This is a genomic window from Tenacibaculum pacificus, assembly GCF_027941775.1.
GTDB classification, from domain to species: domain Bacteria; phylum Bacteroidota; class Bacteroidia; order Flavobacteriales; family Flavobacteriaceae; genus Polaribacter; species Polaribacter pacificus_A.
In genome coordinates this window covers 401,521-419,613 of the sequence record NZ_CP115917.1, presented here as the reverse complement: position 1 = coordinate 419,613, position 18,093 = coordinate 401,521, and the positions used below count along the sequence as shown (strand labels likewise).

The following is an 18,093-nucleotide window of genomic DNA, read 5'->3' as shown; positions in this document are numbered from 1 at the left end:
GTTTTACATTCGTTTATTTTGGTCTTTGATATGATAATCTTTGATATTCTTTTGCAACCATATAGGTATCTAAACCATTAATTGCTGCAATTTTTTCTTCGGATAAATTTAAAAAACCATCCTCAGAAAGCATTGAATCTTTAAAATACAAATCGGTTACTTCACCTAAGATTAAAATAGTTCCGTTTACTTTTATATGATGTTCTTCTAAAAATTTCATTCCTATTTTTATGGGCGATTCTGCCACATAAGGTGCAAAAAAATCATCTTTATAAGCTTCCGTTAAATCCGTTTTATCAAACTCCGAAACTCCTGACGGATATTTTGCTGATGTATGATGTGCATCTTCAATAATTGCTTCATTAATAGCATTTATAGTATAAAAACCCGTTTTTTTAATGTTATCATAGGTATTTCTAGCTACGGTTGTCGGACGCAAAACAAACCCTAAAATTGCAGGACTAGAACCATAATGAACTACAGAACTAAAAACAGCTACATTACTAATTCCATCTTCCGATTTTGTAGCAATTAAATTTGCTGGTTTATAACCAGAAATACTGTTCATTAAATTTATTTTATACAGATGATTCATCTTATCTATAGCTTTTCTTGATAAATGCATTTATAAATTCTTATAATTATTAATTTTTATATGAGTCGATTTTAAATCGTGCATTAAATTATACAAACCAAAAAATGTTCTGTTGATATAAATAAAATGTTTCGAACCTCTGTTACCGTTCATTTTTTTAAGCTCAGTACTTTTTGCATATTTTTGTCCTAAATCGGCTATTTTACCAAAGAAAACACCATCAGAAAAATCAAAATATTCTTGCTGAAAAGGCGATGTAAATAAATACAACATTTCGTAAAACAATTCTTTAAAAAAGGCTTTTTCTTCTTCGGAATCGTCTTTTTTCAAAATTTCTAATTCATATAATTTACTTTCAAAAAAAGTAGGATTTTCAATATTTTCACGTTTAGCTAATTCGAAGTATGGGGTATAAAAAGCCATTGGCACTTCTTTCATACATCCAAAATCGATAACAATTAAATCGTTTTCTTTGGATACCAAAAAATTACCAGGATGCGGGTCGGCATGAACTTTTTTTATAGTATGCATTTGATACATATAAAAATCCCATAAAGCTTGTCCTAATTTATTTGCCGTTTGTTCATCATATCCTTTTGATGTAAATTCAGATAAATGAATTCCATCCATCCAATCCATTGTTAAAATTCTATCCGTAGAAAACTCTTCGTAATATTTCGGAAATTTTAAATTTGGAATATGTGCACAAGCATTCGTTATTTCGTTACTCTGTGCTAACTCTAAAACGTAATTAGTTTCTTCTAATAACTTATTTTCAACTTCTTTAAAGTATTCATCAGAACCTTCGCCTCTTATATTGAACATTTTCATCGCAATCGGTTTTACCAATGCTAAATCTGTAGAAATACTATTAGCAACACCAGGATATTGAATTTTAACAGCCAATACTTTTTCGCCTATCGTAGCTCTGTGAACCTGCCCGATACTTGCTGCATTTACAGATTCTGCTGTAAACGTATCAAAAACATCTTCAGGTGTTTTGTTAAAATATTTTTTAAAAGTTTTAACTACTAAAGGTCCTGAAAGTGGCGGAACAGAAAATTGTGATAACGAAAATTTTTCAACATAAGCACTTGGCAATAAATTCTTTTCCACGCTTAACATCTGCGCTACTTTTAATGCCGAACCTTTTAATTCTTTTAAACCATCATAAATATCGGTTGCATTATCTTCATTTAACTGCGCTCTTGCTTCTTCTTCCGATTTTGTGATTTTATTTCCGTAATACTTTGCATAGTTTACACCTAATTTTAGTCCTGTAGTAACTAATTTAGTTGTTCTTTCTATTTTTGACGTGGGTATTTTATCTAATCTTTTCATACTGAAGTTCCTTTTTCTTTCCATAAAAATTTCGCTAAATCAATAACGCTTTTTACGGGAGTTATTTGCTGAATATCAAAAGCTACTTTAATTGATTTTTCAATAAAAACATCTGTTTTTTCGAAGTTTGAAGATTTATCATCAATCCAAAATTTTAAAATCATTAATAACTGTAACCAATAAGCTTCGGTTATTGTTTTATCTTGAATTTTATTGATTTTATCATTCTTAAAATCAATTTTTTCTAATTCAATGTTACTAACATATTTTAGAAATTCTGAACGTAATTCTTTTAAAACTGATAGTTTTGAAAAATCTGATTTTATATGCTGAAATTGTAATAAAACATACGATCTGTTTGCTGTTAATAATTCAAAAAAAGTAAAATAAAAACTTAATAATTTATCTTTTGATGTATAATCTTTATAAGCTTCTGTTTTATGTAACAAGTGAATTGTTTCTTTTGCAAAAACCCCAAATATTGATTTTTCTAAATTTTCAAAACTTGAAAAATATTTGTAAAATTCAGACTCTTCAAACTCATTTTTTTGAGCAAAAGCGTAAATAGAGGCTGGTTTTCCTGAAATTAAAACCGTGTCCATATACAATTCTATAATTTTATCTTCTGTAATAATTTCTTGATTTCCCATAATTTTAATTATAAAATACGATGTAGGCGTTTAAACTTGTTGCAATAGTCATCCATATTAAATATGGAAGTATAAATAATGTAATCCCTTTTAATTCTCTTAAATTTTTAAAGGTAAAATACCCGATTAACAACCATAATAAAGTAATAATTACTAATCCGATAAGAGTTAAATGTTGATTGAAAAAAAAGTAATTCCAACCTATATTTAAAATCCACTGAACACTAAAAAGTAGTGTTATTTTTTTATCTAAAAAAGGAAATTTAAGACTCAATTTTGTCACGTAAAAAGCAAATAATAGCATAATTGTAGTCCAAGCTGCTCCAAAAACCCACCCAGCAGGTGTCCAAGGTGCTTTATTTAATGATAAATACCAATCTGTTTTTGGACCATCTTGCATTAATAAAACGCCAATTGCCAATGCTAAAAAATTAACTACTAAAAATAGTAGAAAACGTATGTATTTATTTTGTTTCATTTTTTTGTTTTTTCAGATAATTAAAAATTAATTGTATCGAAAATAATAAAGTAAAGGCATAAAAAACATCTTCAAAAGGAATTGTAAAAATTCTAAAATTCAAATTTTCTGCATTGTTATACCAAACCACAGGAGCATCAATAAAACTTCCTGTTAAAATTCCGTTTACTACTAAAAAAGGAACTAAAACAACCAAAAAGCTCGGATAATATTCCTGTAAAGCTTTTAAGTTATATTTTAATCCGAAAAACATTAATACTAAAAAAGCACTGAAATTTACAGTTGTGTACCATTTTCCAAAATTGAAAACCAATAGTATAAATGCTATCAAAATCAATAAAAAACTTAACAATATAGTTACCGACTTAGATAACTTAAATTGAGGTGCTAAATATTTTAAAACCTCGTGCGTAAACAAACAAGCATACGGAATACAAAAGAAAAACAACCATTCTTCAATTGGCATTTCAAATAATTTTATTCCTAAATAATAATCAGCATTAAAACCCCAAACACCAATTTTCGTAAAAAAAGCATCCCAAATTAAAAACGGAATAGCTATCAATAAAATACTAATAAATGCTATTTTAAAAAACTGTATAAAATGAAATTTCTTCTCAAAAACACTATAACCTAAAGGAATACTTAAACTTCCTAAATTTAATATTAGATACAAGTACTCACTCATTGTCTTAATTATTTTTATTGTCTTGTTTTAAAATATTTAAACGGAACAAACAACATTCCAAAGCATTCTCCATCTGGTTTACCTAAGTGTTTGTGATGAATTTTATGTGCTTTTCTTAATCCTTTTAAATATTGATTATTCGTGTTTTTAAACCAATTAAAGCGTCTGTGAATTAAAACATCGTGAATTAAAAAATACGCTAATCCGTAACATAAAATCCCTAATCCAATAAAAAACAAATAATTTAATTCGGGATTAATTCCGAAGTAAAACAACAACATACTCGGTATGGCGAAAACCACAAAAAATGCATCATTTTTTTCAAAAACATTTGGATACCCTGGCTGGTGATGGTCTTCGTGTAAATACCATCCAAAACCGTGCATTATATATTTATGGGTAAACCAAGTAACGGCTTCCATTATTATAAAAGTTACCAGAGTTGTAATTATAAATAACATTTTAAATAAGATTTAGTTTATATTTCACATAACTTCTTGCCAATAAATTAATTTTCATTGGGTCTGATATTCTAATTCTTGTGTCCATTATTTCTGATGATGGCGTTGCTTTTAATTTATTAAGCAATTTTTTATAATATCGATACGCCATGTAAACACCAAACTTTGCTTCAACAGGTAATTTTAAAATACCGTTTTCATAGGCATAGTCAAAATCAGCTTCAATATCTTTAATAATAATTTCTTTGGATATTTGGTCTAATTCTTTAAGATCTACATTAGGAAAATAAGAACGATTCAATACTTGAATATCATCTTTTAAATCTCTTAAAAAATTGACTTTTTGAAATGCAGAACCTAAACGCATTGCAGCACCTTTTAACTCATTATATTGATTCGCATCACCATTTACAAAAACACGTAAACACATTAATCCAACAACATCGGCAGAGCCATAAATATATTGTTTATATGCTTCTTCTGTAGTATATTCTGTTTGATGTAAATCTGCTTTCATACTCTTTAAAAAAGCTTGAATTAAATCATCTGTAATTTTATATTTTTCAACAGTTTGAACAAATGAATTTAAAATAGGATTTAAACTAATGCCTTCTTTTTTTGAAAGATAATACTCATTTTCAAATCTAATTAATAAATCTTCTTTATTATATGTGTGAAAAGAATCTACTATTTCATCAGCAAAACGTACAAAACCATAAATATTATAAATAGCATCACGTATGCTAGGCGATAACATTCTAGTAGCTAAAGAAAAAGAAGTACTATATTTTTGAGTAACTAACTTACTACAAGCATAAGAAACCTCATCAAATAATTGTTTCATTTTTAATGGTGTTTTAAAATTAAATCTGAAGCTATTTTACCCGAAATTAATGACGGTGGTACACCCGGCCCTGGAACCGTTAATTGTCCTGTAAAGAATAAATTCTTTACTTTTTTACTTTTTATTTTTGGTCTTAAAAAAGCTGTTTGTGTTAAAATATTTGCTAATCCGTAAGCATTACCTTTGTACGAGTTATAATCTTTCACAAAATCCTTTACACAAAAACTCTCCTTAAAGATAATACTTTCTTTCACAGATTGCTGCGTTAATTTCTCTAATCTATTGATAATTAAATTAAAGTACTTTTCTCTTAGTTCAGGAGTATCTTCAACACCTGGAGCTATCGGAATTAAAAAAGTAGCTGCTTCTTTACCTGATGGCGCAAAAGAATCTTCTGTTAATGAAGGGAAACTGGCATAAAACATCGGATCTTTTGGCCAACTTGGATTATCATATATTGATGCAGCATGTACGTCAAAATCAGTATCAAAAAATAATGTATGATGACAAACATCTTTTAGTTTTTTATCAAAACCAACATAAAATAATAATGATGATGGCGCAAAAACTTTTTTATCCCAATATTTTTCAGAATACTGTCTATAATCTTTAGGTAATAATGTTTCTGTATGATGATAATCAGCACCGCTTAAAACAATATCCGAAGCAATAAAATCACCATTTACTACTAAACCAATAGCTTCTCCTGATTGATTAAGTTTAATTTCTTCAACATTGGCTTCAGTTTTAAAAGTTACTCCTAAATCTTTAGCCAAAGTTATCATTGCTTCAATAACTTTATACATTCCTCCTTTCGGGTGCCAAGTTCCTAAAACAAAATCTGCATAATTCATAAAGTTATAAAAAGCAGGAGTATTACTTGGTTTTGCACCTAAAAACAAAACAGGAAACTCTAAAATTTGAATTAACTTTTTACTTTTTATTTTTTTACGAACGACTTTTCTAATCGTTGAAAAAAACTGTGTTATTTTCCCAATCGTAACAGGAGTTACCAATTCTAAAGGCGAAACACCTGGATTATATACCAAATCGTTTATAGAAACATCATAATTATATGCTGCTGATTTTAAAAACTCTTTTAGATGAACAGAACTTCCTTTTTCTTCTGCTTCAAAAATTTCATAAATCTCTTCAACGCTACCTGGTATTGTTATAGAATCTGCGGTATCAAAATAAACTTGATATGCTGGATCTAACTTTTCTAGCTCGTAATAATCTGATGGTTTTTTACCAAAATCCGCAAAAAACTTCTCAAAAACATCTGGCATCCAATACCACGTTGGACCAATATCAAAAGTAAATCCATCTTTTATTAATTGACGAGCTCTACCTCCTACTGTTTCATTTTTTTCTAAAATTACAACATCGTATCCTGCTTTCGCTAAATAACAAGAAGCTGATAATGATGAAAAACCGGAACCTATTATATGTATTGTTTTTTTCAATTGTATATTTTATAAGGATTAATAATTCACTTACCTAATGCTATTTAAGAGATAAAGTAATTAGACCTTTCAAAATTACAATTTTTGTTTAACAAAAACAAAAATTAGTTAAACAAAATTATTTACAAAACTTTTAAAAACTCTATAACAGAACTATAAAGAGAAATATTTGCTTCAAAATTTACATCTTTTACTTTTGATGTTTTATTACCTACAGCAATAAATTGATGTTTTTTACCTTTTAAAGCTATCTCTATTTCTTGAAAGTAATCCATTATTTTATCGTCATAAGGCTGAACAGTTAATGAGGTGATAAATCGTACTTCGGTATCACTTTCAAAAAAATAATTCAAATTACTTAATGGTAAACTTTGTCCTAAATATATGGTTTTATTTCCTCTTAAAACCAATTCATAATTTAAATACATTAATCCTAATTCATGAATTTCATTTTCGGGTAAAAACAACACATAAATAACCTCTGAATCTATTATTGAATACTCTAATCTTTCAGTACTAATTTGAATTTTCTGAGCTATTAAATTCGATATAAAATGTTCGTGTGCGTGTAATAATGTATCTGTTTGCCACAATAATCCTATATGATTTAAAAAAGGCACAAAAACATCTTTAAAAATTTCTCTAAATGTTTTTTTGTTTAATAATTGATTATAGGTGTTATTAAATAAAACCTTATCAAACTGAAACATTGACATTTTCAAAGCATTTATAGCCTCATCACTTATGGCAGTTTTAAAAGCCAACTCTCTTGCCACTAACAAAATAGACTTATCAGACATTTGTGAAATTTTAGATATTTTGTAATTGTTTTTATTTAACAAAACAACATTTAACAATTTCAATAAATTTTCTGAAGAGTAATACCTAATATTCGTATCGGTTCTTTCTGGCGATAATAAATTATATCGCTTTTCCCAAATACGAATAGTATGTGCTTTAATTCCTGAAATATTTTCAAGGTCTTTTATTGTAAATGACTTCTTTATATTGTTCAATTTATTTTATTTTTTATTAAACAAAGATACATTTTTCATTCAAATTAATCTAAAGACTTATAAATTGACTTTTTTATCTTTATTTTTGATGCTGATTATTTTTATAAAATGAAGCTTCAAACACAAATACCTTTAAAGAAACAATCTTATAATTTAATAGATTATAATTCTAAATTACTTTTATTAGGTTCTTGTTTTTCTGAAAACATCGGAAATAAATTATCATTTTATAAATTTCAATCAGAACAAAATCCATTTGGAATTTTATTTCATCCTAAAGCTATTGAAAAATTAATTACGGATGCTATTAATCAAAAAAAATATACAGAAGAAGATATTTTTTATCACAATGAATCTTGGCATTGTTTTAATGCACATTCTAGTTTAAGTTCTTTGGATAAAAAAGAAGTTTTAAATAATTTAAACACTGCAAATACGGCAACATTTAAGCATTTAAAAAATGCGAGTCATATAATAATTACACTTGGCACTTCTTGGGTGTATCGTAAAATTTCTTCGAATGCTATTGTAGCAAATTGCCATAAAATTCCGCAGAAAAATTTTTTAAAAGAAATTTTAACTATTGATGAAATCGCTGAAAGTTTAGATGCTATTATTGCTTTAACAAAATCTGTTAATCCTGATATTTCAATTATTTTCACAGTTTCGCCTGTTCGTCATATAAAAGATGGTTTTATTGAAAATCAACAAAGTAAAGCGCATTTATTAAGTGCGATTCATTCAATTATTGATGCTAAAAAGAACATTTATTACTTTCCTTCTTATGAAATTATGATGGATGAATTACGTGATTATCGTTTTTATGCTGAAGATATGATTCATCCAAATAATACAGCAATCAATTATATTTGGGAAAAATTTATAGAAGTTTGGATTTCTGAACAAAGCAAAGAAACCATGCAAAAAGTAGCAACGATACAAAAAGGGTTAACACATCGTTCTTTTAATCCGACATCAGAAGCACATCAAAAATTTTTAAAAAATATCGAACAAAAAAAGAAACACTTCTAAAAGCATTTCCTTTTATTAAATTTTAAAATCAGTACTTATTTTATTAAATACTGATCTACATTTTCCCAAGGTCCTCCGTTAATTACATCAATTCCTTGTGCTACTAAAAAATCAGTTGCCTGACCACTTCTAGCGCCACTTCTACAAACAGCAATTACAGGTTTTCCCACTGCTTTAATTTGCTCAACTTGCTCAGGAATAAAATTTAAAACAATGTGTTTTGCTCCTTCTGAGTGACCTTCATTCCACTCTGCTATAGTTCTTACATCTAAAATAACTGCTTCGTTACCTAAATACTCTTGTATTTCTTTACTCATGTTTTTCTTTTTAAATAAGTTAAATAATCCCATTTGTTGCATTATTTCTCAGACAGCAAATATAATCCGTTTTCTATTAAAGCTTTGTAACCATTGTTACTTTTTAAGCTTTCTAAATATTTTTTTAGAGTTGTTTTTATTAAAAAATCATTCTTAAAAGCCAATTCGTATAACTCTAAAACTAATAACCAATCCTTTGGATATTCATTTTTAAGTATCTTTAAAATTGTTTCAATCATCTTTTCGTTAACCGTATCTTCTTCTCTACACTTTCTTACATCAGCATACATTTGATATAATTTATTATCAGCTTCCGAATATTGAATTTTATGTGTTTTGGTTTCAGATACTTTCCCCATATCACCAAAAGAATCAACATCTGCAGGTCCTGAGTATGCAGAAACTAATTCTTTTCCTATTGCCATATCGTAAATTCCCCAAGATGGTTCAAATAAAATTTGTTCCTTATAAGTAACTGTACAATCTTTTAAAGACACGATTAAAATTTTACCTCTTAAATCACGTGTTCCTGTAATAATTTTACCTGCAACAACTACACCACTTTCAAATTCTAGATTTATTATTTCGCCTTCATAAATTCCATAGGCTTTTAAATCTCGTGGACTCATATCTTCAATAGGCAAATTAATACCTTTTAATTTTCCTACGGGACTTCCAAAACCTTCAGCATGATAACTAATTCCGTGACCAATTAATTCTTTATCTCTGTTTGATAAAGCAGTATTTCCTGTTGTTTGTATGTAGGCTATATTCCCTTTTTCATCTTCAATAACATTGGTAAACATTCCTGATATTTGAATTCCTGTACTTAATTCGACAGTTCCTAAATTTTTAGAATTGATTAATTTTTGAACACCTTTTAAACCTCCTGTTCTAAGTGCCATTGTGTTGGCAAATTCATTTAAAACCAAACTTAAATAAGCAAAATTTGGCGTAACAAATAATTGAGGTTGTGGTTTTGTAATATCAAAATTCTGAGTAGCTGCGGCAACTGAATACGGCACTTTTTTAACTTCCGATTGCATACACCAAGTGCTTTCTCCTATGGATGATAATAAACCTGCGCCGTATATCTTCGGATTTTCAGGAGTTCCGATTAATCCATATTCAACCGTCCACCAATGCAAGTTTCTTATTTGTGCCATTTCAGATAATTCGCCCATATTATCCTGTAACCAAGTTACCTTTTCTTGTGCGTCATCTATTGATTTTTTAGTCGCATTAGGATCTTCTTTTAAAATTGATAACAAACGAATTGCTTCATACATTTCATAATCTTTTGATGATGAAATTGCTTTTGAACCTATTTCTCCAAAACGACGTAAATATTCTGAATATTCAGGATTTGCAATAATTGGAGCGTGTCCTGCTGCTTCGTGAATAATATCTGGTGCTGGCGTGTATTCAATATGATTTATGGTACGAATATCCGAGGCAATTACCAATACATTATAGGCTTGAAATTCCATAAAAGCATTTGGAGGAATAAAACCATCAACCGAAACTGCCGACCAACCGATTTCTTTTAAAATACGATTCATTCCTTCCATGTACGGAATGTTATTTATTGATATTCCTGTTTTTTCTAATCCTTTTAAATATGATGAATGAGCAACTTTACCTAAATAATTAACATTCATACGCATTACATATCGCCAGACCGCTTGATTTTGTGCGGTATATTCGTTGTATGGTTGTTTTACGATAAATTTATGTAAGTGCTTTGGTAACTTTTTAGTTACTTCATTTAACTCGAAATGAGGATTCATATTATTATATATTTTTGCTTTGTAAATTTAAGTTTTTTATGGTTGATATTTATTAAATTATATATTTTGTATCTTTACTTTCATCAAAAAAAAATAAAAAATAGACTATGAAAAATCGCGGAAGTGCAAAAGTTAAACTTTTAATTGGTGCTGCTATCGCACTTTTTGCTTTATTTAAATACTGTTCTAGTGCAGAGGTAAATCCTTATACAGGTAAAAAACAACATATTTCTATTTCTCCAAAACAAGAAATTGCTATCGGTTTAAGTAGCGCACCACAAATGGCACAGCAACACGGAGGTTTATATCCTAGCCAAAAACATCAAGATTTAGTTGATAAAATTGGTAAAGAATTAGTTGATAATAGTATTGCTAGAGAATCTGGATATCCTTTTGAATTTCATTTATTAAGAGATGATAGAACTATCAATGCTTTTGCTTTACCTGGCGGACAAGTTTTTATAACTTTTGCGTTATTCAATAAATTAAAAAACAAAGACCAATTAGCAGGTGTTTTAGGTCATGAAATTGGACACGTTATCGGGCGACATTCGGCAGCTCGTATGGCAAAACAAGATTTAACTCAAGGTTTACTTTCGGGTGCTTCTGTTGGTTTTGACCCAAGTACCGCACAAGGAATGGCAGGAATTGCAAATGTTATTAACGTGAAATATGGTAGAGGTGACGAATTAGAAAGTGACGAAATTGGCGTTAAATTAATGCTTGATGCAGGTTATAATCCTGAAAGTTTAATTGGCGTAATGCAAATTTTAAAAGCTGCCGCAGGACCTAACAAAACTCCAGAATTTCAAAGTACACATCCCGACCCTGAAAATAGAATCGAAAAAATTAAAAGCGCTATTCGTAAGTATCGTAAATAAATATTAAAAAATAACTCAAAATGCTTTTAGATGATTTCTGAAAGCATTTTTTTAGCACAAAACCCTAGCCCCGATTGAAGCATTTGTTTGAGCTCTTTTTTTGATTTTTCTTCAAAAAAAAGCGAGTGCGGAAAGCGGGAAATTGCTTCAAAAAAATTTTATAGCAAATAATCCATTTGTTTATTTTTTATAAAACGATAAAATGTTTCTTATTTTTACCGTCCAATTCAACAAAAATGAACAAAAAAGTTATTTTAATGATACTTGACGGCTGGGGAATTACCCAAGATCCAAAAGTATCTGCTATATACAATGCCAAAACTCCGTTTATAAATTCTTTATACGACAAATTTCCGCACGCCGAATTACGTACTGACGGAAATCATGTTGGATTACCTGAAGGGCAAATGGGAAATTCGGAAGTTGGACACATGAATTTAGGTGCTGGTAGAATTGTATATCAGAATCTTGCAAAAATCAACAAAGCTGTTGATGAAGGTACGTTAGCGCAAGAAACTGAATTATTAAAAGCGTTTGATTATGCCAAGAAAAACAATAAAAATGTTCACTTTTTAGGATTGGTTTCTAATGGCGGAATTCATTCTCATATAAATCATACAAAAGGATTGCTTAGTGCTGCCGCTGATTTTGGTTTATCGAATGTTTTTTTACACGCTTTTACTGATGGTAGAGATTGTGATCCTAAATCTGGAAAATATTTTATCAACGATATTCAGGAACACATGCAAAAAACAACGGGTGAATTGGCAACAATTACAGGTCGTTATTTTGCTATGGATAGAGATAATCGTTGGGAAAGAGTGCAATTAGCTTACGATGCTTTAGTAAACGGAAAAGGAAGTTTTTCTACTGATGCGACCCAAAGTATTCAAAAAAGTTATGATGAAAATATTACGGATGAATTCGTAAAACCTATTATTATGGTTGATGAAAAAAATCAGCCTAAAACAACTATTAAAGAAGATGATGTTGTTATCTTTTTTAATTTTAGAACAGATAGGGGTCGTGAATTAACTGAAATTCTGAATCAAAAAGATTTCCCTGAACTTAATACCAAAAAATTACCATTATACTTTGTTACCATGACAAACTATGATGAAACTTTTAAAGATATTAAAGTAATTTACAATAGTAATAATATTGAAAATACTTTAGGTGAAGTTTTAGAAAGTGCAGGAAAAACTCAAATTAGAATTGCTGAAACTGAAAAATATCCACACGTAACATTTTTCTTTTCTGGAGGAAGAGAACAAGAATTTAAAGGTGAAAAACGTTTATTATGTCCATCGCCAAAAGTAGCAACGTACGATTTACAACCAGAAATGAGCGCTTACGAAATTCGTGATGCAATTATTCCTGAATTAAAAGAAGGCGCTGTTGATTTTGTATGTTTAAACTTTGCAAATGGCGATATGGTTGGTCATACAGGTGTTTTTGAAGCAGCTGTAAAAGCTTGTGAAACGGTTGATAATTGCGTAAAAGATGTAATTACAACGGCTTTAGAAAACGATTATACAACTATTGTAATTGCCGATCATGGGAATTGTGAAACAATGATGAATCCTGATGGTTCACCAAATACAGCTCACACCACAAACCCTGTACCAATGGTTTTGGTTGATAAAGAATTAAAAAATATAAAAAGCGGTGTTTTAGGTGATATTGCACCAACTATTTTACATTTAATGAATGTACCTCAACCTAAAGAAATGACACAAAATTCGTTAATTTAAAGATTTAAGTATTTCGAATTTTAAAATCAAAAATAACCGTAAATTTGCCTTTCAATATTTTTAAAATGATCAAACCAAAAACTAGAGAAGAAATAGAAATAATGCGTGAAAGTGCATTAATAGTATCAAAAACTTTAGGAATGTTAGCTAAAGAGGTAAAACCTGGAGTTTCTACTTTATACTTAGATAAACTTGCTGAAGATTTTATCCGCGCAGAAGGAGCAATTCCTGGTTTTTTAGGATTATATGATTTTCCAAATACACTTTGTATGAGTCCAAACTCGCAAGTAGTACACGGAATCCCTAACAAAACTCCTTTAATTGAAGGCGATATTATTTCGATTGATTGTGGAGCTCTTAAAAATGGTTTTTACGGAGATCATGCCTACACTTTTGCTGTTGGTGAAATTGCTGCTGAAACTCAAAAATTATTAGACGTAACTAGAGAAAGTTTATACGTTGGTATTCGTGAATTAAAAGTAGGAAATCGTGTTGGTGATGTTGGTTTTGCTATTCAAAACTTTACTGAAAAACATGGTTACGGAGTAGTTCGTGAATTAGTTGGTCATGGTTTAGGACGTGTAATGCACGAAGACCCAGAAATGCCTAATTACGGTCAAAGAGGTCGTGGTAAAAAGTTTATTGAAGGAATGGTTGTTGCCATTGAACCGATGACAAACTTAGGAACTCACAAGATTTTACAACATGATGACGGTTGGACAATTACAACTTTAGACAACAAGCCTTCTGCTCATTTTGAACATGATGTTGCTATTGTTAATGGAAAACCAGAATTACTTTCTACCTTTAAATATGTGCACGAAGCGTTAGGTATTGAAACTAACGAAGAAGACGAATTTAGAGCATAAAAAATATAAATCAGCCTTTACTTATTTTAAAGGCTGATTTTTTAATTTATTACTAGTTGAAAATATTCAAATCCATATTAAATACCATTCCACGACCTTTATTAATTAAAGCTAGTTATTTGGTTAGTCCAATAATTGCATGGTGGTTAAAAGGTGATGTTTTTACCGATCCTATTGACGGAAAATCATTCAGAAAATTTTTGCCTTACGGATACGGAATTCAAAGAGAAAATGCACTTTCACCTTCTACTCTATCTTTAGAAAGACATCGTTTATTATGGTTGTATTTACAAAATGAAACTACTTTTTTATCTTCAAATAATTCTTCGGATAAAAAATTAAAAGTACTTCATATTGCACCTGAACAATGCTTTTTAGATATCTTCAGAAAACAAAAAAACTTAGAATATATTACTTCTGATTTAGAATCGCCAATTGCTGATGTAAAAGCTGATATTTGCGATTTACCTTTTAAAGATAATGAATTTGATGTTGTTTTTTGTAATCATGTTTTAGAACATATTACGGATGATACCAAAGCAATGCAAGAATTATACAGAGTTTTAAAAGTTGGCGGATTTGGTGTTTTTCAGATTCCGCAAGATTTATCAAGAGAAAAAACCTTTGAAGACGATTCAATTACCGATGAAAAAGAACGCACAAAAATATTCGGACAATACGACCATGTACGTGTTTATGGTCGTGATTATTTTGACAAACTTCGCTCAATAGGTTTTAAAGTTGATGAAGTTGATTTCACAAAAAAAATCGCTCCAGAAAAACTAGAACGATTTGCTTTAATGAAAGGCGAAATTTTACCTGTATGTTTTAAGAATTAATTTTCAAATTCTTTCAATTCATTATTTTCATCATTATATAATAAAACTACTTTTAACTCAGGATATTTTTGTAAAAACACTTTAGTTTTTTCTAATCCCATAGCTAAAAAAGCTGTTGCATAAGCATCTACATCGGCACAATCGCCTTTTAATCGCACTGAAACACTTAATAAATTACTTTCATTAGCTAAACCTGTTTTAGCATTAATAGTATGTACAATTTTTTTACCATTTCCATTTAGTTTAAATTTTCGATAATTACCAGAAGTAGCCATTGATTCATTATCCAACGAAATTATTTTTTGAAGTGAGCGTGTTCCATCAATATTTGGTTTTTCTATGGCAACTTTCCATAATTTACCATTCTTTTTTCCTCTTGCTCTAATTTCACCTCCAATTTCAATTAAATAATTGTTGATTTTTTTATCCTCTAAAAACCGACCGATAATATCAACACCGTATCCTTTAGCAAAAGCATTTACATTAAATTCAATCTGATCTGATTGACGATATACTTTATTATTTTTCAATACAACTTTATCAAAACCAACATCAATCATTAATTTTTTAATTTCTTCGGATGATAAATTTTTACGCTCCTTACCCGACCCAAATCCGTAAGCATTAATTAATTTACCAATTGTAGGGTCAAAATAACCATCTGTTTCTTTATATATTTTTTTCGCTTTTGCAAAAACTTCAATAAACATATCATCAACAACTACGGTAGTATCGCCTTTATTTATCTTTGAAATATCCGAAGTTGGTAAATACGTAGATAATGAATTATTAACTAAACTAAATAAACTATCTATTGATTTTTGATAATTAGCTTTATTTTCATTTTCAAAATAAGTAATATTATAAGTTGTACCAAAAACAAAGCCTTGTAAGTTATTTTTTGATGATTTAACTTCTTTTTTACAAGAAATTAAAAATACTGATATACATAAAATGTAAACTATTTTATTAATCATTTTTTAAAATTTAAGCACAAAAATAATTGATTATAGGTTCATAAAAGATTGTTAATTCTATTTTTTTGCTAATTGGTTTTGTTAAATTTGCCTTATTGATTATTAATAACACAAACAAAGTATAAAATGAAGAAAATTTTTATATTCCTTACCACTTCTTTCTTATTAGCATCATGTGTGTCTACAAAAGAACTAAATGCTTTAAAAACAAAACATTGAAAAAACGAAAAATGAATTATCTGCTGTAAAAGCAAATCTTACTAAATGTTTAATTCAAAAAGAAAGTTGTGAAGAAAGAGTTTCTACATTAAAATCTTCAGTAGGAGATTTAAAACAAGACAAGCAAAACTCATTAAAACAAGTAGAAAATTTAACCGTTTTAAGTAAAGGAGCAAATGATAATATCAAAGAAACTTTAACACAATTAAGTAAAAAAGATAAATATATCAACAGAATTAGAGCTGCTAATTCTAAAAAAGATTCTTTAAATTTAGCCGTTGCTTTTCACTTAAAGAAACAATTACAACAAGGTATTGATGATGAAGATATCGTTATTAATGTAGAAAAAACAGTTGTTTTTATCTCAATTTCTGATAAATTATTATTTAAAAGTGGAAGTTATACTATTTCAGAAGAAGCTTCTAAAGTTTTAGGAAAAGTAGCTACGGTTATAAATGCTCAGCCAGAAATGGATGTTATGATAGAAGGTCATACAGATGATACACCTGTTACAAAAGGATCTAGCATCAAAGATAACTGGGGATTAAGTGTTTTACGTTCAACAGCTATTGTACGTGATCTTCAAAATAAATATAACGTAGCTCCTAATCGATTAATCGCAGCAGGTAGAGGTAGTTATGTGCCTTTAGTAGCTAATGACACTCCTGAAAACAAAGCAAAAAACAGAAGAACAAAAATTATTATTCTTCCTCGTTTAAATCAATTTTTTGAATTATTAGAGCAAAAAGCTGAATAATTTAAAACTCTTTTGATAAAATTAATAAAAAACGTGCAAATGCACGTTTTTTTTATTTGAAAGAAATTAAACTAACTCACTATTTGTCAATCAAATAATTAGGCGTATATTTGCATTCCTTTTTTAAGGAGAAATTCATATATTAATAAACAAAAACTAATCGTGTAATTATGAACACATTAAGTTACAAAACAGTATCAGCGAACAAAAACACTGTTAATAAAGAGTGGGTTTTAGTTGATGCGGACGGGCAAACGTTGGGTCGTCTAGCTTCTCAAATAGCAATGCTAATTAGAGGTAAGTACAAACCAAATTATACTCCTCACGTAGATTGTGGAGATAACGTGGTTGTTATCAACGCAGAAAAAATTGTTTTAACTGGTAAAAAGTGGACTGATAAATCTTATATCCGTCACACAGGTTATCCAGGTGGACAAAGATCATTAACTGCTACAGAAATGTTCGAAAAAGATCCTACAAGATTAATCGAAAAAGCAGTAAAAGGAATGTTACCTAAAAATAAATTAGGAAGCGCTTTATACAAAAACTTGTATGCTTATGCAGGTACTGAGCACCAACAAACAGCTCAAAACCCAAAAGCTATTAACCTTAAAGATCTTAAATAATGGAAACTGTACACAAAATAGGTAGAAGAAAAACAGCAGTTGCTCGTATTTATCTTTCAGAAGGTAAAGGAAACATTACTGTTAACAAGAAGGACTTTAAGAACTACTTTACAACAGGAACTTTACAATATAAAATTCAACAACCTTTAATGTTAACTGAGAACTTAGAGTCTTATGACATTAAAGTTAATGTTTACGGAGGTGGTATTACAGGTCAAGCAGAAGCAATTCGTTTAGCAATTACTAGAGCATTAGTAGCAATTAACGAAGAGCACAAAGCAGTATTAAAACCAGAAGGTTTATTAACTCGTGACCCTAGAATGGTTGAACGTAAGAAATTCGGTCAGAAAAAAGCACGTAAGAAATTCCAGTTCTCTAAACGTTAATATATATTTTCATTGCCTTGCAAAAGGCAATGTTATTTATTTTCAAAAGAGACTGTTATTTATAAATTTATTTTTAACAGTTTAGTATCTAAATATTTCAGACTTAT

General features: G+C 29.1%; 20 protein-coding genes. 8 read left to right on the top strand and 12 right to left on the bottom strand.

Going from position 1 to position 18,093, the window contains the following annotated elements; all coding sequences use genetic code 11:
• Positions 1-13 precede the first annotated feature (13 nt).
• From PG913_RS01895 to PG913_RS01855, 9 genes are all read right to left on the bottom strand, one after another.
• On the bottom strand, positions 14-568 hold the full coding sequence (locus PG913_RS01895) for a flavin reductase family protein (RefSeq protein WP_271231384.1): 555 nt from the start codon (positions 566-568) through the stop codon (positions 14-16).
• 57 nt (positions 569-625) lie between these two features.
• The gene (locus tag PG913_RS01890; protein ID WP_271231383.1) at positions 626-1,936 is read right to left on the bottom strand and encodes an ABC1 kinase family protein; all 1,311 of its coding nucleotides are present in this window, start codon (positions 1,934-1,936) and stop codon (positions 626-628) included.
• Positions 1,933-2,586: a TetR family transcriptional regulator C-terminal domain-containing protein gene (locus PG913_RS01885; RefSeq protein WP_271231382.1), complete on the bottom strand. Its 654-nt coding sequence runs from the start codon at positions 2,584-2,586 to the stop codon at positions 1,933-1,935. Before PG913_RS01885 ends, PG913_RS01890 begins: the two co-directional genes overlap by 4 nt.
• A gap of 4 nt (positions 2,587-2,590) precedes the next feature.
• Positions 2,591-3,064 (bottom strand): TspO/MBR family protein, encoded by a 474-nt coding sequence (locus PG913_RS01880; RefSeq protein ID WP_271231381.1) that lies wholly within the window; start codon positions 3,062-3,064, stop codon positions 2,591-2,593.
• Entirely contained in the window at positions 3,051-3,752 is a 702-nt protein-coding gene (locus tag PG913_RS01875) for a lycopene cyclase domain-containing protein (protein ID WP_271231380.1), read from the bottom strand. Before PG913_RS01875 ends, PG913_RS01880 begins: the two co-directional genes overlap by 14 nt.
• Before the next feature lie 14 nt (positions 3,753-3,766).
• Entirely contained in the window at positions 3,767-4,213 is a 447-nt protein-coding gene (locus tag PG913_RS01870) for a sterol desaturase family protein (RefSeq protein ID WP_271231379.1), read from the bottom strand.
• Position 4,214: 1 nt separating this feature from the next.
• Positions 4,215-5,057: a phytoene/squalene synthase family protein gene (locus PG913_RS01865; RefSeq protein ID WP_271231378.1), complete on the bottom strand. Its 843-nt coding sequence runs from the start codon at positions 5,055-5,057 to the stop codon at positions 4,215-4,217.
• Between the two features lie 2 nt (positions 5,058-5,059).
• Entirely contained in the window at positions 5,060-6,523 is a 1,464-nt protein-coding gene (locus tag PG913_RS01860; protein WP_271231377.1) for a phytoene desaturase family protein, read from the bottom strand.
• Positions 6,524-6,645: 122 nt separating this feature from the next.
• Positions 6,646-7,539 carry a MerR family transcriptional regulator gene (locus tag PG913_RS01855; protein ID WP_271231376.1) on the bottom strand — a complete coding sequence of 298 codons (894 nt, stop codon included), beginning with the start codon at positions 7,537-7,539 and terminating at the stop codon, positions 6,646-6,648.
• 108 nt (positions 7,540-7,647) lie between these two features.
• Between PG913_RS01855 and PG913_RS01850 the strand changes: the two genes are divergently transcribed.
• Entirely contained in the window at positions 7,648-8,571 is a 924-nt protein-coding gene (locus PG913_RS01850; RefSeq protein WP_271231375.1) for a GSCFA domain-containing protein, read from the top strand.
• Between the two features lie 35 nt (positions 8,572-8,606).
• Here PG913_RS01850 and PG913_RS01845 read toward each other — a convergent pair whose 3' ends face one another.
• Together PG913_RS01845 and PG913_RS01840 are read right to left on the bottom strand one after the other, a co-directional pair.
• Complete coding sequence (locus PG913_RS01845; protein ID WP_271231374.1) at positions 8,607-8,921, bottom strand: rhodanese-like domain-containing protein; 315 nt, start codon at positions 8,919-8,921, stop codon at positions 8,607-8,609.
• A gap of 8 nt (positions 8,922-8,929) precedes the next feature.
• Positions 8,930-10,678, bottom strand: coding sequence for an aromatic amino acid hydroxylase (locus PG913_RS01840; RefSeq protein WP_271231373.1), 1,749 nt, complete (start codon positions 10,676-10,678; stop codon positions 8,930-8,932).
• A gap of 107 nt (positions 10,679-10,785) precedes the next feature.
• On the opposite strand from PG913_RS01840, the gene PG913_RS01835 reads away from it, so the two are divergent.
• The 4 genes from PG913_RS01835 (at position 10,786) to PG913_RS01820 (ending at position 15,021) form a co-directional block, all read left to right on the top strand.
• On the top strand, positions 10,786-11,559 hold the full coding sequence (locus tag PG913_RS01835; RefSeq protein WP_271231372.1) for a M48 family metalloprotease: 774 nt from the start codon (positions 10,786-10,788) through the stop codon (positions 11,557-11,559).
• Positions 11,560-11,795: 236 nt separating this feature from the next.
• Positions 11,796-13,313: a 2,3-bisphosphoglycerate-independent phosphoglycerate mutase gene (gpmI, locus tag PG913_RS01830; RefSeq protein WP_271231371.1), complete on the top strand. Its 1,518-nt coding sequence runs from the start codon at positions 11,796-11,798 to the stop codon at positions 13,311-13,313.
• Positions 13,314-13,378: 65 nt separating this feature from the next.
• Positions 13,379-14,182 carry a type I methionyl aminopeptidase gene (map, locus tag PG913_RS01825; protein WP_271231370.1) on the top strand — a complete coding sequence of 268 codons (804 nt, stop codon included), beginning with the start codon at positions 13,379-13,381 and terminating at the stop codon, positions 14,180-14,182.
• A gap of 56 nt (positions 14,183-14,238) precedes the next feature.
• A complete protein-coding gene (locus tag PG913_RS01820) occupies positions 14,239-15,021 on the top strand; it encodes a class I SAM-dependent methyltransferase (protein ID WP_271231369.1) in 783 nt (260 codons plus the stop codon).
• Here PG913_RS01820 and PG913_RS01815 read toward each other — a convergent pair.
• Entirely contained in the window at positions 15,018-15,998 is a 981-nt protein-coding gene (locus tag PG913_RS01815; protein WP_271231368.1) for an FAD:protein FMN transferase, read from the bottom strand. The two genes, PG913_RS01820 and PG913_RS01815, sit on opposite strands and share 4 nt — an antisense overlap.
• A 214-nt stretch (positions 15,999-16,212) precedes the next feature.
• Between PG913_RS01815 and PG913_RS01810 the strand changes: the two genes are divergently transcribed.
• The 3 genes from PG913_RS01810 (at position 16,213) to rpsI (ending at position 17,986) form a co-directional block, all read left to right on the top strand.
• Positions 16,213-16,974, top strand: a complete 762-nt coding sequence (locus PG913_RS01810) for an OmpA/MotB family protein (protein ID WP_333780808.1) — start codon at positions 16,213-16,215, stop codon at positions 16,972-16,974.
• A 170-nt stretch (positions 16,975-17,144) separates the two neighbouring features.
• Entirely contained in the window at positions 17,145-17,600 is a 456-nt protein-coding gene (gene rplM, locus PG913_RS01805) for a 50S ribosomal protein L13 (RefSeq protein WP_271231367.1), read from the top strand.
• Positions 17,600-17,986 carry a 30S ribosomal protein S9 gene (gene rpsI / locus PG913_RS01800; protein ID WP_271231366.1) on the top strand — a complete coding sequence of 129 codons (387 nt, stop codon included), beginning with the start codon at positions 17,600-17,602 and terminating at the stop codon, positions 17,984-17,986. Before rplM ends, rpsI begins: the two co-directional genes overlap by 1 nt.
• Positions 17,987-18,093 lie beyond the last annotated feature (107 nt).

What these genes read in the sequence shown, in the direction of transcription:
- PG913_RS01895 (WP_271231384.1), bottom strand. Translation starts at nt 568, where the DNA reads ATGAACAGTATTTCTGGTTATAAACCAGCAAATTTAATTGCTACAAAA.
- PG913_RS01890 (WP_271231383.1), bottom strand. Translation starts at nt 1,936, where the DNA reads ATGAAAAGATTAGATAAAATACCCACGTCAAAAATAGAAAGAACAACT.
- PG913_RS01885 (WP_271231382.1), bottom strand. Translation starts at nt 2,586, where the DNA reads ATGGGAAATCAAGAAATTATTACAGAAGATAAAATTATAGAATTGTAT.
- PG913_RS01880 (WP_271231381.1), bottom strand. Translation starts at nt 3,064, where the DNA reads ATGAAACAAAATAAATACATACGTTTTCTACTATTTTTAGTAGTTAAT.
- PG913_RS01875 (WP_271231380.1), bottom strand. Translation starts at nt 3,752, where the DNA reads ATGAGTGAGTACTTGTATCTAATATTAAATTTAGGAAGTTTAAGTATT.
- PG913_RS01870 (WP_271231379.1), bottom strand. Translation starts at nt 4,213, where the DNA reads ATGTTATTTATAATTACAACTCTGGTAACTTTTATAATAATGGAAGCC.
- PG913_RS01865 (WP_271231378.1), bottom strand. Translation starts at nt 5,057, where the DNA reads ATGAAACAATTATTTGATGAGGTTTCTTATGCTTGTAGTAAGTTAGTT.
- PG913_RS01850 (WP_271231375.1), top strand. Translation starts at nt 7,648, where the DNA reads ATGAAGCTTCAAACACAAATACCTTTAAAGAAACAATCTTATAATTTA.
- PG913_RS01845 (WP_271231374.1), bottom strand. Translation starts at nt 8,921, where the DNA reads ATGGGATTATTTAACTTATTTAAAAAGAAAAACATGAGTAAAGAAATA.
- PG913_RS01840 (WP_271231373.1), bottom strand. Translation starts at nt 10,678, where the DNA reads ATGAATCCTCATTTCGAGTTAAATGAAGTAACTAAAAAGTTACCAAAG.
- PG913_RS01835 (WP_271231372.1), top strand. Translation starts at nt 10,786, where the DNA reads ATGAAAAATCGCGGAAGTGCAAAAGTTAAACTTTTAATTGGTGCTGCT.
- gpmI (WP_271231371.1), top strand. Translation starts at nt 11,796, where the DNA reads ATGAACAAAAAAGTTATTTTAATGATACTTGACGGCTGGGGAATTACC.
- map (WP_271231370.1), top strand. Translation starts at nt 13,379, where the DNA reads ATGATCAAACCAAAAACTAGAGAAGAAATAGAAATAATGCGTGAAAGT.
- PG913_RS01815 (WP_271231368.1), bottom strand. Translation starts at nt 15,998, where the DNA reads ATGATTAATAAAATAGTTTACATTTTATGTATATCAGTATTTTTAATT.
- rplM (WP_271231367.1), top strand. Translation starts at nt 17,145, where the DNA reads ATGAACACATTAAGTTACAAAACAGTATCAGCGAACAAAAACACTGTT.
- rpsI (WP_271231366.1), top strand. Translation starts at nt 17,600, where the DNA reads ATGGAAACTGTACACAAAATAGGTAGAAGAAAAACAGCAGTTGCTCGT.